This window comes from Acetobacter syzygii (assembly GCF_000964225.1).
GTDB classification, from domain to species: domain Bacteria; phylum Pseudomonadota; class Alphaproteobacteria; order Acetobacterales; family Acetobacteraceae; genus Acetobacter; species Acetobacter syzygii.
Window position 1 is genome coordinate 116,625 of record NZ_BAMZ01000009.1, and the last position, 16,958, is coordinate 133,582.

Consider the following 16,958-nt stretch of genomic DNA (forward strand, 5'->3'; position numbering starts at 1 on the left):
TTCAGTCACGCAGCAGTTCGTTGATGGATGTTTTGGAGCGGGTCCGCTCGTCAACACGCTTCACAATCACTGCGCAGGCCAATGCGGGATTGGGGCGACCATCCGGACCAACCGGGTTGGAAGAAGGCATGGTGCCCGGCACCACCACGGAATAGGCCGGAACGCGACCCATGTAGATTTCGCCCGTAGCGCGATCCACAATTTTGGTGGATGCCCCAAGGAACACACCCATGGACAGCACGGAACCCCGCTCCACAATAACGCCTTCAGCGACTTCCGAACGCGCACCAATAAAGCAGTTGTCTTCAATAATGACAGGGGCGGCCTGCAACGGTTCCAGCACACCACCAATGCCTGCACCACCGCTAATATGGCAGTTTTTACCAATCTGGGCGCAGCTCCCAACGGTGGCCCATGTATCCACCATGGTGCCGCTATCCACCCGTGCACCAACATTTACAAAGCTGGGCATCAGCACCGCACCAGGTGCAATAAAGGCAGAGCGGCGCACAACCGCACCGGGCACTACGCGAAAACCAGCCTTGTCAAAACGGGCCTGATCCCAGCCGGCAAACTTAAGCGGCACCTTGTCATATGCAGGGGCACCAGCAGCGCCACCGGGCATAACCACGCTATCATTCAGGCGGAAAGACAGCAGAACCGCTTTTTTCAGCCATTCGTGCACAACCCATCCATCTTCCTGCGGTGCAGCAACACGCAGACGACCGGAATCCAGTCCTTCCAGCGCAGTTTCAATGGCATCGCGGTCTTTGCCTACCGTCGCGGAAGAAATGCCATCGCGGCTTTCCCACAGGGTTTCAATATGAGCGCGGAGGGTTTCGTCTGTCATGTCACACCGATCAGAAACAATGAAATACAGGCCGGGCAACAGGCCCACCCGGCAACAAAAGAGGAAAAGACCATGCGGACAGGGGCCTGTCCTGTCAACGCGGGTCTTGTTCTGTGCCCTCTGTTCCGCGCGGGCTTATTCCGCGCGGATGAGCGTGCCCGAGCCTGAGGCTGTAAAAAGTTCAAGCAGGCAGGCATGGGGCATACGGCCATCAATAATGACGGCACCACTTGCCCCGCCCTGCACAGCCTGAATGCAGGTTTCCACCTTGGGAATCATCCCGCCGGTAATCACCCCTTCCTCAATGGCCTGACGGGCCTGTGCGGCTGTCAGTTCGGGAATGAGCTTCCCCTGCGCATCCAGCACACCGGGAACATCCGTCAGCATCAGCAGGCGTGTGGCATGTACGGCACCCGCTACGGCTCCGGCTGCGGTATCAGCGTTAATGTTATAGGTCTCGCCATCCTCACCCAGTCCCACAGGAGCAATAACCGGAATAAGCCCTGACCCGGACAAAGCGTAGATCACACGCGGGTCAACCTTGACCGGCTCCCCCACAAAACCCAGATCCAGAACGCGTTCTATCTGGCTATCCATATCCCGCACGGTACGGCGCAGCTTGCGCGCGGTAATCAGCTTGCCATCCTTGCCAGAAATCCCGACCGCAAGAGCCCCTGCTTCGCAGATCAGTTCCGCGACCTGTTTGTTCACGGAACCAGCCAGCACCATTTCGATCACATCCACCACATTGGCGTCTGTTACGCGCAGGCCATCAATAAAATGGGAGGGAATATCCAGCCGTTTGAGCATCTGGTTGATCTGCGGACCACCCCCATGCACCACAACAGGGTTAATCCCTACCTGTTTGAGCAGAGCAATATCCCGCCCGAACGTTTTGGCCAGACCAACATCCCCCATTGCGTGGCCACCATACTTGACCACAATGGTATCGCCCGCGTAGCGCCGCAGGTACGGCAGGGCATTTGCCAGCACGGCGGCCTCATGCACGGCATCGTGCTTGGCACCGGAAGAAGAAAGTCTCGATTCAGTCATGCTCTGAAAGTCCTGCCGTCGTCTGTCCATTTTCCCTGATCAAGACAGGGCAAACTCTGCCAGTTCCGCCCGCAACGCCTCAATGCCCTGCCCGGTCTGGCTGCTGGTAAGAGAAAGGTGGGGAAAAGCCGCCGCATGGCGCGCTATCTCGGCCTCCACATCGGCCTGCTTGCGCGCCAGTGCGGTAGGTTTAACATCATCACACTTGGTCAGCACGACCTGAAAGCTGACAGCCGCACGGTCAAGCAGCTTCATGACCTCCTGATCATGGGTCTTGATTTCCACCCGTGCGTCCAGCAGCAGAACAACCCTGCGCAGGCTTGGCCGACCACGCAGGTAGTCAAACATCATTTCCTGCCAGTCTTCCTTAACGGACTTGGCGGCACGGGCAAAACCGTAGCCCGGCATGTCCACCAGCATGAGGCGCTGGGCAAGATCAAAAAAGTTGAGCTGTTTGGTACGCCCCGGCTCGGACGAGGCACGCGCCAACGTTTTACGCCCGGTTAACGCATTGATCAGGCTGGACTTACCCACATTGGAGCGACCAGCAAACGCAATTTCTGGCAAGGTCTGTGGCGGGAGCTGACCCAGCTTTTGCGCACCAAAAACAAAATCACATGAACCGGCAAAAAGCCGCCGCCCTTCTTCCAGAGCGGCGGCGATATCTGCTTCGTCCTTCAGTTCACGAAAAGAAGGCTCTTGATGCATCATTTTTTAGCAACCAGTTGAGGCTTGGCGTCGGCTGCCTTGAGACGACCCATGATAATAAGCTGCTGTATGGCAGTCAGCACATTGCTCCAGCAGTAGTAGATGACCAGACCAACCGGCTGCCGCGCCATAAAGAAGGTAAACAGCAGCGGAATGAACATCATCACCTTCTGCTGGGCCGGGTCCATGCTGGTCGAGCTGGCGCTGACCTTCTGCATAACAAACATGGTTGCACCATACAGGATGGGCCATGCACCCAGCGTAAGCAGCGGCACATACTGCGCCGGGTCAAAGGGGATCAGTCCGAACAGGTTGAAAATATTCGTAGGGTCCTGCGCAGAAAGATCTTTGACCCAGCCAATAAACGGAGCCTGCCGCATTTCAATCGTGACATACAGGTCCTTGTACAGGCACCAGAAAACCGGAGCCTGAATGAACAGCGGCAAAAATCCGCCAAACAGGCTTACGTTTTCCTTGCGGTACAGCGCCATAATCTGCTGCTGCATGACCATTGGGTCATCCTTGTGGCGCGCACGGATCAGATCGACCTGTGGTTTCAGCCGGGATGTTTTCCACGTCATGCGCATCTGCTTGATGGTCAACGGCAGGAACGCAACCTTAACAATAACTGTAAAGGTCAGCAGAGCCAGACCAAAGCTACCCAGATGGCTGTTCAGCCAATCCAGCACAAAGAACACCGGGCGCGTCAGGAACGAAAGCCACCCGAAGTCCACAGCCTTCCAGAACATGGGAATGTGCAGGTCGTGCTCGTACTGCTCAAGCAGCCGCACTTCTTTGGCACCGGCAAACACATGCGCCTGTGTGGAGACCGTCTGCCCGGCAGGCACCTGCACAGGGGCCGTAGCGGTAAACCCGACCTGATACTGGGTCTGGGCCGCTTGCCACGCATACGTACCAACCACGCTGGATGCCTGATCCGGCACAATGGCCATCAGCCAGTATTTGTCCGTAATACCTGCCCAGCCACCTGTACCCTGATGGCTCCAGGCCACATTTTCAGGCGGGACACCATCATTCCGAACAGACTTGTAGGATCCTTCGTTCAGGCGCCCATCAATAACGGAAATCGGGCCTTCATGCACCAGCATTCCGCCGGTTTCCTCCGGGGTGTAACCACGATTGACCCGGTAGTAAGGATACAGCGCCACGCTCTGCCCCGTTGCATTGTGCACGCGCTGGGTCACGGTGAACATGTAGTCCTTGTCCACTCCAAGAGCGATTTCGAACGTCAGTCCCTGAGCATTATCCCAGCTCAATGTAATCGGGTGTTCAGCATCAAGCTGTGTGCCGGATGCCTTCCAGACTGTGCGGGCATTGGGCAGGGCCACAGGCACGTCAGACGTTGCAGCGCGCCAGCCAAAATCCACATAATCCGCACGTTTGGTGCCAACAGGGCTGAGCACGCGTACATCCGGGCTGTCGGGCTTTACGGTCTCACGGTACTGTTTGAGCACCAGATCATCCAAACGGGCGCCACGCAGATTAATGCTGCCCTGCACGGACGGCGCATTAATGGCGAGGCGCGTATCTGGCCCATCAGACGCATCGTCGGTAGCGGTTGCGGATGTTTGGCCTGCTACGGCTGGCCCAGCGGCAGAAGGCTGGGCAGCCGTGGATGGGCTGGCAGCAGTCTGCGCAACCTGTGCCGCAGGCTGGTGTGCTGGAGCCTGAGGAAAGAAATAATCAAACCCAATAAGAACCAGAGCTGACAACAATGTTGCCAGTATGAGACGTTTTGAATCCATGAGCTCTGGCCTACTGGCCCCCTGCACATAACAAAAATGGAAAACTCAACAACCGAGCAAAAACCACAGGGGCTTGCCCGGCACAACCGTGTTCCAGCGCAGGATCGACAGGAATGCAAGGCGGGACACTTATAAATCCCGCATACAGAGCTTCAACGCTTTGCGAAAATCTGCCACCAGCGCATCAAAGGCACGGTCACGCGTTGCACCACGCCCTATAAGCACCAGATCAAAACCGCTCAGCGGTGTATCGGCTTCCACTCTCCGTACGACCTCACGCAGCCTACGGCGCACCCGGTTACGCACCACGGCATTACCGACTTTTTTAGTCACCGTGAAGCCAACACGAGCGGGGTCCGAATCGGGCCGCCTGTAAAGCTGAAGGACAAGACCAGACACCGGAGCTTTACGCCCCTTGGCCGCCATAAAGAGAAATTCCTTTCTCTTTTTAAGCCGCAAAGACACATGCGTCCCTGCCGCTGGCTGCTCCTGACCTTCAGACCAGTCCATCAAAGCCGGACTGCCGGACAGCGCTTACGCGGAAAGGCGCTTGCGGCCCTTGGAACGACGGTTTGCAAGGATACGACGGCCGCCAACGGTAGCCGAACGGGTGCGGAACCCGTGACGACGCTTGCGGACCAGCCGGGACGGTTGATAAGTGCGCTTCATGGCTGCACTCCCTTCAGTTTGAATATGCTTCGCCTGTGGCTGCGTAAGCGCCACACTCTCTTGAAGTCGCGGCTTATAAAGTTCAGATAGAAGAACGTCAATGTGCAGCGCAGAGTCGCACGACTATTCCCGCAAGATCATCCGCATGGTGACAAAGACGCAATGCTCCCTGCCTCCATACCCCTTCGCAGTCTTCTGGCCATTATTGGCCTGCCTGTTCTCGCCTGCCTGCTTGCTGTGGGCATAGGAGCCTCGCTCCCCATAACAACCGTTCTGGTAGGGCTTGCGGCAGCCTGCGCGGCGGGGATAGTGGCTTATACCCCCTCCCCGCAACCCGTTGCAGCACCTGTTGCGGACAAACCGGTCACACCTACCGCGACCGCTCCCCAGCCAGACCCCAAACTACGGCACGACATACGCGGTATTATTTCCCCCGCCATGCTGGCCGCCGAGCAACTCTCGCTAATGCAGGACCCCACCGTACAAAAAGCGGCAGAAACAATTAATGATTCGCTAGACCGGCTGACCGCCCGCCTCAAACAGCGACCACCACTTTAAGCGTGGCCCTGTGTTTATGACAGCTCGATCAATTCCACCTTGTAGCCATCCGGGTCTTCCACAAAAGCAATGACCGTAGTGCCAAACTTGACTGGACCAGCCTCTCGCGTCACCTTGCCACCGCCTGCACGAATACGCTCCACGACTGCGGCAAGGTCCGGCACACCTACGGCAAAATGCCCAAAGCCGGTGCCCACATCGTAACCATCATCCTGCCCCCAGTTGTAGGTCAGTTCAATTTCGGCCTGACCGGAGGCATTATCCGCAAACCCGATAAAAACCAGAGTATATTTACCTTCTGGCACGTCCTTCCGACGTAACTCGTGCATTCCCAGCAGGCGATAAAACGCCAGACTCTGCTCCAGATTCCGAACGCGCACCATTGTGTGCAAATAACTCGGCATGACGTATCCCCCGTGAATTCTGAATGTTTTTACGCGGCTCTTATGCTGGTGTTGCCCCATATGTCGCCGGGTCTATGGCAATCAGGAACATGCCAAGGCGGTCAGCCTCGGCCTGGCATTCGCTTCTGTCCGTCAGCAGAGTATTGCCCGCTTCAAACGCAATACCACGTAAGCCCGCAGCATGGGCATTACGTACCGTAACCGGACCCAGAGTTGGCATATCGGCTCTTTTTTCCTGCCCCGGCTTCAGCAGTTTGACCAGTACACCACCTTCTCCCGGCTGGCGACACGCACCAGAACGGGCCAGCATGGCATCCGTGCCTTCCATGGCCTCCACAGCAAGCACAACACCATTTTGCACAACGCACCCCTGCCCAATATCCAGCCGCCCTAAAGCCTGAGCAACCATCACACCATGGCGAATATCGGCCTGTGCGTGCGCATCTGGGACGTACCGCCCAAGAACACCGGATTTTACCACGGAATGGGACAGAAACTCATGCGCGCCGCGCACATGAAAACCCTCCTCGCCCAGAATGCGCACCAGAGCCGCCAAGAGCCCATCATCCCCGGCAAAAAGAGCTTTGCCAAGGCGGGCCAGAATACGCGCCCCTTCGGAATCGGGGCATAGGCTCCGCAGCGAAGGGCGGCGGATTGGACCAATCAAAACCAGTTCCGTGCAACCGTGCGCCCGCAAAAGGCTGAGCATACGCCCGGCAGCACCAAGGCGAACGCACTCATGCGGCCACGGAGCAATCACATCGGGTTCGGCAAACCCTTCAAACCCGATAATAAAAACCGGCTGACCGGCGGCTTTAGCGGCCTCCGCCACTTTGGCAGGTAAGGGGCCACCGCCTGCCAAAATGCCAACAGCAGCCGCTGGCACTGCGTTCACGCGCCTTCGGTTTCCGCCTGATCTGCGGCACCACCCCGTGCGGGACGCACCAAACCTCTGTGAGAGGGGGCATCAATAAAATTCAGGATTTCCTGTATCCGCACATCGCTGCTGCATTCCTGCCGAACCTGCTCCAGCCGGACCTGAAAAGACGCGCCCCCACTGACTTTAGGGTAAAGCGTAAAAAAGGCTTTGCGCATCCGATGAATTTCAGCCGACTGCACGCCATTACGACGCAACCAAATCCAGTGCAGACCAATCAGCCGGGCACGGTTACCCAGCACACTCCCATAGGGAATAACATCCGCCTCGACCCCGGCCACTCCGCCAACCAGTGCTGCATGACCAATACGCACAAACTGATGGATGGCGGCAGAGCCCATAATCCGCGCATCATTGCCAATCGTCACATGGCCACCCATGACCACGTTATTGACAATAATCACCCTGTCACCCAGCACACAGTCATGCGCAACATGGGCATTAGCCATGATGAGCACATCCTGACCAACCCGTGTTATTCCAGACCCCGTGGCAGTTCCCCGGTGAATGGTTGCATGTTCACGCACAACCGTACGCGCACCCACCTCACACCGTGTTGGCTCGCCTTTGTATTTCAGGTCCTGTGGGGCCATCCCCACCGTGCAGAACGGAAAATAACGCGAATGCGCACCCAGATGGGTGTGACCATCCACAACAACGTGGGAGATCAGTTCAACACCATCATCCACAACAACGTTTGGCCCAACGGAACACCAAGGGCCAATAACCACGCCCTGCCCGAGCCGTGCGCCCGGAGCAACCAAAGCCGTTGGATGAACAAGCGTTTGCCTAGCTTCCCCTACAGCGTGCACCACTTCAGTTCCTTATCTTCCGCTTGCCCATGATTGAGGGCGTGGATTCCCGCGTAAAGTGGCCTTGCCAATACAACGCAAAGTTGGAGCATATATTGGCCTCACAGCCCCACCAAGCGCAAAAATTCAGCCCATAATCATGGCGCTAAAAGTAGCTTCTGCCACAGTAACGCCATCAACCCGTGCTTCCCCACGGAACTTCCACACGTTTGAACGGTGCCGTTCCTTGACAACATGAATACGCAACTGATCGCCCGGCTCTACCGGACGCCGAAACTTTGCGCCTTCGATGGTCATGAAATAAACGAGCTTGCCTTCAAAGGCCTCGCCCAAGGTCAGCACCACAAGCGTAGCGGCTGTCTGGGCCATGGCTTCCACAATAAGGACGCCGGGCATAACGGGCCGTCCGGGAAAATGCCCCGGAAAAAACGGTTCGTTGACCGAGACATTTTTGATACCTGTTGCTTCTTCCCCCAGGACAATATCTTCCATCCTGTCGATCAGAAGAAAAGGATACCTGTGAGGAATCGCCTGCATGATACGGTTGACATCAATACGTGCGATTGTCTGGCCGTCCTGCCGGGATTCTTGTTTTGTCTCCACGTCCCCTAAACCACCCTCTGTACCGGAACCTGTCCGGAAATAAGTTCATACTTTGTCTGAATCACCTTTGGCCGATCCAGACGCTTTTTTTGCCAACTTGCGCAGCACCGCCACGTTACGGAAGAACTCCCGGAATGGCATGGCGGGACTACCAATAACATCCGCGCCACTTTCCACATCCGACATAACACCACATTGCGCACCAATGCGCGCCTTGGCACCAATACGAATATGGCCGATAAGCCCAGCCTGCGCTGCAACCGTTACGTAGTCTTCCAGCACTGTTGAGCCGGAAATACCAGCCTGAGACACAACAATGCAGCAACGCCCCAGTTGGGCATTGTGCCCGATCTGAACCAGATTATCGAGCCGTGAGCCAGCACCAATCACCGTGTCATTCACCGAGCCGCGGTCAATGGTGCTGTTGGCACCAATTTCCACATCATGCTCGATCAGAACACGTCCCAGCTGCGGCACACTCTCGAACCCATCAGGCCCGACAGCAAACCCAAAACCATCCTGCCCTATGCGCGCACCCGGCAAAATGGTCACACGGTCCCCCACCAGAGTGTGAGAGAGCGTGACCATGGCACCAACCCGGCAGTCTGCACCAAGCTGAACACCATGCCCCAGAACCGTATGGGAACCAATAATGCTCCCCGGCCCCACTTCCACACCGGCACCAATAACAGCAAAAGGACCAACTTCCGCTGTAGGGTCAACTACTGCTGACGAATCTATCACTGCGGATGGATGGATACCAGCCTTGCTAACAGACCGTGGATGAAAGAGCCGGGCAATCCGTGACCACACCAGATAGGGCGTGGCTGTAACAAGAGCCGCAGAGTGTTCTGGCACCTTTTCCGCAAAAGCGGGCGCAACAATAACAAGCCCTGCCTTTGTGTGCTCAAGCAAATGAGCATAACGCCGGTTATCCAGAAAACTGACATCCCGTGGACCAGCCGCCTGCAAGGGAGCAATGCCAACATAACCATCCTGCGGGACTCCCCCTTGCCGGGGCAGGCGCAAGTCAGCACCGGCGGCTTCTGCCAGTGCAGCCGCATCAAACGGCCCCACCCGCGCAAAAAAACGCGGGTCAGCCGGGCCAGATGAAGCCCTGCGGTCCTGCATTCTTATTTTTTCCCAGCAGAAGCCGGAGTCACAGCGGGAGCCGGGCCAGACGCCGCCACCTGCTGGTCACCTTCTGCTGTTGTTGGCATTTTGCCAGATTTTGCCAGCTCTTCAGGATCCACATTTGCTTCCGGGATAAAGACGCTGGGCAAAACCTTGTTGAGGTTCACCGCGACTTCGTTGGTAATATCCTGACCATCCACATGCAGGGCAACCTGTTCGCTATGCAGCACAAGGTTCATGCCATGAGCGGAAGCGACTTTCTGGATAACCTGAACCAGCTCACGCTCAATCTGCCCCAGGGAAACCTGTGCAGCTTCCTGAATGATACGGTTGCGATTACGGAAATCACGCTGTGCCTTCATCACCTTGGCCTGCAAGCTACGCTCGCGGGTCTGGATCTGGTCGGAAGTCAGGGATTTGGCCTGAGCCTGCAATGTCTGCTGCTCATCACGCCAGCCAGCCTGTTCGCGCTGCAAATCCTGAGCCAGAGCATCGCGGCGGCCACCAAGTACGCGCTCGACCTGCATAGCAGCAGAAGCCTGACGCATAACGCCGGAAACACTGATCACACCAATAATGGTTGTGGGCGGAGGTGCTTCCTTGGCAATTTCTGGCGCACTGGGGATAGGAGGCAATGGCAGAACCGGAGGAGCCTGGTCTGCGGCTTCCTGACTATCTGCAGCAGGAGCAGGAAGCGCAACAGGAGCAGGGGCCGCATTACGTGCGGCAGGATGCGGAGCCTGAGCTGCTGGCTGGCTTTTTGGCACAAACCAGCCATTTCCACCTTCGGCCTGAGCAGCAGGAATAAGAGCAGCAGAAAAAGAAAGGCAAACAGCCCCCAAAAGGGCAGCTTTTGAACTGAAACGCATCATTACCTCAGAATTGCTGGCCGAAGCCGAAGCGAAGGAGCTGTGTGCGGTCATTATAACTGCGTCTGATCGGCACACCAAGGTCAATATTCAACAGGCCAAAAGGACTTTTCCACGAAAAGCCAGCACCAGCACTTACACGTGGACTATACATATTACCCGAAATGGGCGTGTAGTTTGTGCCATCAGTAACCGGGTTGGTATAAAGGCGCTTCACGCGCAGACCGGCCACAGTCCCCATATCCACAAATGCACGACCACCCACACCCATATCCGTCAGGAAGGGAATGGGGAAGTTCAACTGGGCAGAACCATTGTACATAAAGCGCCCACCGATCAGATCTTCAGACCAATGGTAGGAGTTACCAACGCTTCGCGGACCTGCGCCACCATCAAGGAAGCCACGCAGGTTTGAACCACCCAGATAGAAGTTATCGATAATGTCGTGGCGACCGTTGCTGCCCCAGTCTGCCAGATAACCGGCACCGGCCCGGAATGCGAGCGTCCAGTTATGGCTGTTGGTCAGGTCATCCAGCGGAATGTAATAAGCGCCGTTGATTTTGCCGCGAACGTAGTTTTCGTCCCCACCAATCCCGGCAAAATCCCCCCCGATCGACACAAAATAACCGCTATGCGGCGCCATCCGGTTATCGCGCCGGTCATACATAATTGTTGTGCTGATCTGGGACAGAAGCGACTTACCCTTCTGGTCCCGCACGTAAGGCGAGGACTCACTCCACATATCCCCGACCCAGCGGCGGATCAGGCTGTAATTCCAAGACTGGGAGAGATAGCGGTTATATGAATACCCCATACGCAGGGTAATCCCGTAACGACCTTCCGAGTAGTTCTGGTATGTCTGGTAGTTATTTTCAACAAAGAAAATATCTGCCCCGACAACAAGGTTACGCCCCAAAAAGACTGGATCGGTAACGGAAAGATCGGCCTGCTTCTGGTAATACGAAACAGTGCCGGACAAACCGGCATCGATACCCGTACCCAGCAGGTTATGCTGCTTGAGCCCAACGTTACCAATAATCCCAACGTCCGTTGAGTAACCACCCCCAAGCGAGAATTCACCTGTCGGTTTTTCCACCACGTTCACAGCAACGTTGGTCCGGTCGGGGGAAGAACCCGGCGTATCGGTTACGTTAACTGTTTTGAAGTAGCCCAGATCCTGAACGCCTTCCTTGGCATATTTTTTGTAGCTTGTGGTGTAGGGGTCACCCTCTGCAAACGGCAGCTGGCGACGAATGACGTTATCCTGCGTAATCGTATTGCCGTTAATATCAATCCGCTCAATGTAGCGCCGCGGCCCTTCGCTTACGTCAAACAGCAGGTTGACAATGCGTTTTTCCGGGTTGCGCGCAATGGTCGGACGCACGACTGCAAAAGGATGCCCTTCCGACTGAAGAAGTTCTTCTATGTCGGTCGCATTATCCTGAACAGCCTTGCCATCGTACCACTGGTGAGGGAACAACTCGACATACTTACGCAGGGATTTGGCAGGCACATGCCGCAGACTGGAGCGGATATCCACCTTACCTAAACGGTAACGAATACCTTCATCCATGGTAAAGGTGATGTAAAAAGATTTGCGATCTGGTGACAGTTCGCCCTTTACGTCCTTGATCTGGAAATCCACATACCCGTTGTGGAGGTAAAACCGCCGCAGCAGTTCGCCATCATACTTTACACGCTCGGGATTATATTCATCAGACGATCCCAGAAAATGGTACCATGCTGATTCCTTGGACGAGATCGCCCCTTCAAGCTGTGCTTCGCTGTATGCCTTGTTACCAACAAACGCGATCTTGCGAATTTTGGTATTCGGCCCTTCATTGATCTGAAAAATCACATCCACACGGTTGTGCGCCAGACGAACAATCTGGGGTGTGACCACAGCGGCAAAGCGGGATTTCTGGGCATAGACTTCCAGAATGCGCTGCCGGTCATCCGCCGTTGTTTCTGCCGAAAACACAGCGCGCGGACGCAGGGAAAGAACCTTGCGCAGGTCCTCATCCTTGGCAGCATGGTTCCCCTCAAACACGATCCGGTTGACGATCGGGTTCTCCTTGAGCTTGACGAGCAGCGTGCTGCCCTCGCGCCGCAAGGTTACATCCTTGAACAGCCCTGTTGCGTAAAGGGTCTTCAAGGAACGATCGAGGTCGTCCTGCGTAAATGGGTCACCGGGGCGGACAACCATATAGGACAAGACCGTATTGGTCTCGATACGGGTATTGCCTGAGACACGGATGTCATCAATCACGCCCACAATAGCGGGTTGCGCGGGCGGAGCATCCGGCTGTTGTTGCCCAGCACTCCCGGCATCACTCTCCGGCGATGCCTCAATAGCTGCTGGTGCCTGTGCATCCAGGTCCTGAGCGGCCATAGCCACCCGTCCCTGAACCATGAAAAAAGGCAACATGCAGACAGAAACGAACAGGGCTGAACGTTTACCCGTCAAGATCTGCCTCCCTCCATCCGGGTCGGTTTAGCACGGAAGCCTATCTCCCGTTCCTGTCTCGCCCGCAAGGGACGTATCCGAAATTACCCTTGTCACGCAAGCCTTCCCTTCCAGTTCAGTTCACTATCATCCAGCGAGCGATGCAACCCACCTGAACAGACCAAAGCTGGACAGATCGTTGAACGTCGAAAACAAGAACAGACCTGCCAGCAAGGCAAACCCGGTCTGAAAACTAACCTCTTGCACCCGCTTGGAAACCGGGCGTCCTCTTATTGCCTCTATGGCATAAAAAACCAGACGTCCACCATCAAGAAGTGGAACAGGGAAGAGATTGATAAGACCAAGGTTAACCGACAACAGCGCCATGAAGGAAAGCAGACTGGCAAAGCCATATTGTGCGACCTGCCCGGAGAGCTGCGCAATCTTGAGCGGACCACCCAAATCCCGCGCTGTATGCTGCCCGCTAAAAATCTGCCACACACCATCCAGCGTCTGCACAACCGTGTTCCACGTAGCTTTGGCACCAGCCACAACGGCCTGCGGCAGCGACAGGGCTTTACCCGGCTCAACGGCAAACACCACACCCAGCAGGCCATGGGCCGCTCCACCATGCGAGTCCTGCGTGGAACCAATGGTAATGGGGAGCTCCACCTGCTGATCATTACGGCGGATCAGAAGTGTTGTTTTCTGCCCCGGAGACTGGGAAACAGTTGCCTGCGCATCCTCCACACCCGCTACGTCATGTGTGCCTATGCGCAGGATAACATCGCCCTTCTGCAGGCTCGCACTCTGGGCGGCGCTGCCGGGCATAACGGAAGCAACCTCGTTCCGCACATGCGGCTGACCTGCCGTGGCAAACAGCAGCACAAACAGAAAAAACGCCAGAATGAAGTTAAAAACTGGTCCAGCCAGAATAACGATAGCCCGGGACCAGACCGATTTATCGTGGAATGTCCGCCCCGGAATCCATGCGGCTTTTTGCTCTTCTGTCGCATCTTCGGGGTCATCAAACCCGTGCGGGCGTACATACCCGCCCAATGGAATCGGGCAGATGCGCCACTCCGTGCCGGTTTTGTCCTTCCATTTGAACAGGGCCGGACCAAAGCCGAGCGAAAAGACCTCCACATGCACACCACGCCAGCGTGCAGCAAGATAATGCCCAAGTTCGTGAAAGGTCACCAGAACGCCCAACACAAACACGAAGGAAATCAGGGTGCGCAGATAATCGTGTATCATCATTCCTCCGATATCGGTGCTAATGCGGGTTTTCTCAAGCGACTACGGCAGAAATCAGTTGCGTGGCAACGCGCCGGGCTTCTGCATCCCAATGAAGAACAGCGTCCAGAGTATCGGCAGCAGGCGCGCCCAGAGCGTCCATGCTCTCTTCAACCACCCGCGCAATATCGAGAAAGCCAATCTGCTCTTTAAGAAAAGCTTCAACCGCAATTTCATTGGCAGCAGACAGAATGGCCGGAACAGCCCGCCCTGCCCGCAGAGCCTGACGCGCCAGACGCAAAGCCGGAAAACGCACCTCGTCCGGCGCAATGAATTCCAGCGTTCCAAATGCCGCGAGGTCCAGTCGGCTGGATGTGGTGGCCATACGCTTCGGCCATGCCAGTGTGTGCGCAATGGGGATGCGCATATCAGCAGAGCCCATCTGGGCGATCAGGCTACCATCCGTGTACTGCACCATGCCATGCACAACCGATTGCGGGTGCACCAGCACATCAATCCGGTCTTCCGTCAGGCCAAAAATACGGGCTGCCTCAATAACTTCCAGCCCCTTGTTGAACATGGTCGCAGAATCGATGCTGATTTTGGCACCCATGCTCCATGTGGGGTGCTTAAGCGCCTGTGCCGGGGTTGCTGCGCGCATAACATCCAGCGACGCATTGCGGAATGGACCGCCTGACGCCGTGAGAATAATTTTTTCAACCTGATCTGCCTGCCGGTCAGCCATGGACTGAAAGACCGCATTATGCTCGGAATCGACAGGCAACAGCGTGGCACCAGCCTCCTGCACCGCCCGGAGCATCACATCCCCAGCGCAGACAAGGGCTTCCTTATTGGCCAGAGCAATGCTTTTGCCATTCTTGACCGCTGCCAAAGTCGGCTCCAGACCAGCAGCCCCGGTAATGGCCGCCATGGTCCAGTCTGCTGGCAGTCCTGCGGCCTCTATGACCGCCTTGCGACCACAGGCAACCTCAACACCAGTGCCAGCCAGACGTTCCTTGAGTTCGGCATAAGCACTCTCATCTGCCAGAACGGCCAGTTCCGCCTTAAGGCTGCGGGCCTGTTCCGCCAGCTTGGCTGCATTTTTACCGCCAACAAGCGCCCGCACCCGAAACTGGTCACGCGCCTGCTCCAGCAGATCCACAGTGGAACAGCCAATGCTGCCGGTTGTCCCCAGAACGGTTACGGTTCTCATGCTTTATCTTCCACACCCGAAAAATAACAAATCCCACGACCACCTTAGGCCGTGGGGCAATAGTTTGAACTAGCCCGGCACCGCAGCACCCAGAACGTGCACAAGGTCATGCAGACCCGCAGTCCAGAATGGCACCAACGGTGGCACTGCAAGCGAAACGGCAGCAGCAATGGGTGCTGCAACAACCAGACCATCAAACCGGTCCAGCAAGCCACCATGACCGGGGAGCAATGTGCCGGAATCCTTGACCCCCAAAGCCCTCTTCAGCGCACTTTCCGCCAGATCACCCAACTGCGCGGACAGACCCAGCACTCCACCCCACAGCAACGCCTGAGAAGCACCACTCAAGCCGGACAGGTAAGCAATGCCTCCCCCCATCAGCACAGCGCCCACCAGGCCACCAGCAGCCCCTGAACGGGTTTTACCGGGAGATATGCGCGGAGCCAGCTTTGGCCCACCGATCAGACGCCCTGCCATATAGGCGGATGTATCGCTCGCCACCACAACCGCCACCACAAACAGCACCGGCCAAAAACTCTCCTGCCGAAGCCACAGCAATGCCGTACCAGCCATGATGATAACACACATAACCGCACAAAGCGGCGCGCCAAACACGCACGCGCTAACGCAAAACAGGATAAAATAGCTCCAATGCCCACAGGCAGCGGAAAGCCCCGCGCACACAGCCCAAAGCACATAAAGGCCACCCCGCCAGCTCCGCACAGGTTGCCGGAAAAGCTGGCTGGCCTCAGCAGCCATCCCCCCCATGGCCAGTAAAACCATAAGAATATAGGCTATGCCCCCCAGACCAATGCAGGCACCAGCCACAACCACCATGACCATGGCAGACAGAACACGGGGGCGCAGGTCACGCCATGCGGTCGTTTTTTTGGCAGTTGTCATACGGTTGCTGTTGGCCGGGCGCCAAACCGTCGTTCGCGACGGGCATAAAGTTCGAGCACCGTTGCAAAATGTCCTTCATTGAAATCGGGCCAGAACGTATCGAGAAAAACAAGTTCAGCATACGCGCTTTGCCAGAGCAGAAAATTGGAAAGTCGGTACTCCCCACTGGTTCTGACCACCACATCCGGGTCTGGCACGCCTGCCGTCCACAGATGGTTGGTAAACAGCTCCTCGCTAATCTGGTCGGGGGTTAACCAGCCATCACGCACTTCCTGCGCAACCCGCCGCACTGCCTGCATAATATCGCCGCGTCCGCCGTAGGAAAGGGCCAGCAGCAGAACAAGGCGTTTGTTGTTACGTGTCAGGGCTTCGGCACGTTCCAGCTCCTCTCTCAAAGAGGTATCGAACCGCCCCAGATCACCAATAAACCGAAGCTGCACGCCCTCGGCATGAAGTTCCTTGACCTTATGCCGCAGATAATAGCGCAGCAGACCTGTCAGATCGGAAACTTCCTTGGGGCCACGCGACCAGTTTTCGGAGGAAAACGCATAAAGGGTAAGGTAGGAAACACCGCGCTGAATCGCCGCCTTGATGCACCGCGCCACGGCATCCGCCCCAGCACGATGCCCCGCAAGGCGTGGCAACCCCCGCTCGCTTGCCCACCGTCCGTTGCCATCCATAATAATGGCAACATGTGTGGGCACGACCGCTTTTTTATCGGCTAGCAAGGAAGACATTGCAGGAGAGAATCCACCGTATTCAATTCAGCGCAGCAAGACTGCCCACACTCTGGGGGT

The 16,958-nt window shown here is 56.4% G+C and carries 18 protein-coding genes; 1 reads left to right on the plus strand and 17 read right to left on the minus strand.

The features are described from left to right. Position 1: 1 nt before the first annotated feature. The 6 genes from dapD to rpmH form a co-directional block, all read right to left on the minus strand. Positions 2-850, minus strand: coding sequence for a 2,3,4,5-tetrahydropyridine-2,6-dicarboxylate N-succinyltransferase (gene dapD, locus Absy_RS04375; RefSeq protein ID WP_048853591.1), 849 nt, complete (start codon positions 848-850; stop codon positions 2-4). A 135-nt stretch (positions 851-985) separates the two neighbouring features. After that, complete coding sequence (gene argB, locus Absy_RS04380; protein WP_048853513.1) at positions 986-1,903, minus strand: acetylglutamate kinase; 918 nt, start codon at positions 1,901-1,903, stop codon at positions 986-988. A 39-nt stretch (positions 1,904-1,942) separates the two neighbouring features. Then, a complete protein-coding gene (yihA, locus tag Absy_RS04385; RefSeq protein WP_048853592.1) occupies positions 1,943-2,611 on the minus strand; it encodes a ribosome biogenesis GTP-binding protein YihA/YsxC in 669 nt (222 codons plus the stop codon). Continuing rightward, positions 2,611-4,377 carry a membrane protein insertase YidC gene (gene yidC, locus Absy_RS04390; protein ID WP_048853514.1) on the minus strand — a complete coding sequence of 589 codons (1,767 nt, stop codon included), beginning with the start codon at positions 4,375-4,377 and terminating at the stop codon, positions 2,611-2,613. The genes yihA and yidC overlap by 1 nt, the downstream gene beginning before the upstream one ends. 129 nt (positions 4,378-4,506) lie before the next feature. Further along, positions 4,507-4,887: a ribonuclease P protein component gene (gene rnpA, locus Absy_RS04395; RefSeq protein ID WP_048853515.1), complete on the minus strand. Its 381-nt coding sequence runs from the start codon at positions 4,885-4,887 to the stop codon at positions 4,507-4,509. Positions 4,888-4,911: 24 nt separating this feature from the next. Then, on the minus strand, positions 4,912-5,046 hold the full coding sequence (gene rpmH, locus Absy_RS04400) for a 50S ribosomal protein L34 (RefSeq protein ID WP_081774758.1): 135 nt from the start codon (positions 5,044-5,046) through the stop codon (positions 4,912-4,914). A 102-nt stretch (positions 5,047-5,148) separates the two neighbouring features. Here rpmH and Absy_RS04405 point away from each other — a divergent pair, with 102 nt between their 5' ends. Next, positions 5,149-5,604 (plus strand): hypothetical protein, encoded by a 456-nt coding sequence (locus Absy_RS04405; RefSeq protein ID WP_245614722.1) that lies wholly within the window; start codon positions 5,149-5,151, stop codon positions 5,602-5,604. Between the two features lie 14 nt (positions 5,605-5,618). Here the strand turns inward: Absy_RS04405 and gloA are convergent, their stop codons facing one another. The 11 genes from gloA to uppS all read right to left on the minus strand — a co-directional run bounded on the left by gloA (position 5,619) and on the right by uppS (position 16,898). Beyond that, positions 5,619-6,008, minus strand: coding sequence for a lactoylglutathione lyase (gene gloA, locus Absy_RS04410; RefSeq protein ID WP_048853517.1), 390 nt, complete (start codon positions 6,006-6,008; stop codon positions 5,619-5,621). Between the two features lie 40 nt (positions 6,009-6,048). Further along, on the minus strand, positions 6,049-6,903 hold the full coding sequence (locus tag Absy_RS04415; RefSeq protein WP_048853518.1) for an LpxI family protein: 855 nt from the start codon (positions 6,901-6,903) through the stop codon (positions 6,049-6,051). Next, complete coding sequence (lpxA, locus tag Absy_RS04420) at positions 6,900-7,757, minus strand: acyl-ACP--UDP-N-acetylglucosamine O-acyltransferase (RefSeq protein ID WP_048853593.1); 858 nt, start codon at positions 7,755-7,757, stop codon at positions 6,900-6,902. The genes Absy_RS04415 and lpxA overlap by 4 nt, the downstream gene beginning before the upstream one ends. Positions 7,758-7,883: 126 nt before the next feature. Then, positions 7,884-8,312, minus strand: coding sequence for a 3-hydroxyacyl-ACP dehydratase FabZ (gene fabZ / locus Absy_RS04425; RefSeq protein ID WP_306414338.1), 429 nt, complete (start codon positions 8,310-8,312; stop codon positions 7,884-7,886). A gap of 93 nt (positions 8,313-8,405) precedes the next feature. After that, positions 8,406-9,491, minus strand: coding sequence for a UDP-3-O-(3-hydroxymyristoyl)glucosamine N-acyltransferase (gene lpxD, locus Absy_RS04430; protein WP_048853519.1), 1,086 nt, complete (start codon positions 9,489-9,491; stop codon positions 8,406-8,408). 2 nt (positions 9,492-9,493) lie between these two features. Then, positions 9,494-10,366, minus strand: coding sequence for an OmpH family outer membrane protein (locus Absy_RS04435; RefSeq protein WP_048853520.1), 873 nt, complete (start codon positions 10,364-10,366; stop codon positions 9,494-9,496). A 4-nt stretch (positions 10,367-10,370) separates the two neighbouring features. Next, complete coding sequence (bamA, locus tag Absy_RS04440) at positions 10,371-12,791, minus strand: outer membrane protein assembly factor BamA (protein ID WP_371263693.1); 2,421 nt, start codon at positions 12,789-12,791, stop codon at positions 10,371-10,373. A gap of 165 nt (positions 12,792-12,956) precedes the next feature. Next, positions 12,957-14,069 carry an RIP metalloprotease RseP gene (rseP, locus tag Absy_RS04445; RefSeq protein WP_084596886.1) on the minus strand — a complete coding sequence of 371 codons (1,113 nt, stop codon included), beginning with the start codon at positions 14,067-14,069 and terminating at the stop codon, positions 12,957-12,959. 31 nt (positions 14,070-14,100) lie between these two features. Further along, entirely contained in the window at positions 14,101-15,258 is a 1,158-nt protein-coding gene (gene dxr, locus Absy_RS04450) for a 1-deoxy-D-xylulose-5-phosphate reductoisomerase (RefSeq protein WP_048853522.1), read from the minus strand. Between the two features lie 69 nt (positions 15,259-15,327). Beyond that, on the minus strand, positions 15,328-16,161 hold the full coding sequence (locus Absy_RS04455; RefSeq protein WP_048853523.1) for a phosphatidate cytidylyltransferase: 834 nt from the start codon (positions 16,159-16,161) through the stop codon (positions 15,328-15,330). Further along, the gene (gene uppS / locus Absy_RS04460) at positions 16,158-16,898 is read right to left on the minus strand and encodes a polyprenyl diphosphate synthase (protein WP_048853524.1); all 741 of its coding nucleotides are present in this window, start codon (positions 16,896-16,898) and stop codon (positions 16,158-16,160) included. The genes Absy_RS04455 and uppS overlap by 4 nt, the downstream gene beginning before the upstream one ends. Positions 16,899-16,958 lie beyond the last annotated feature (60 nt).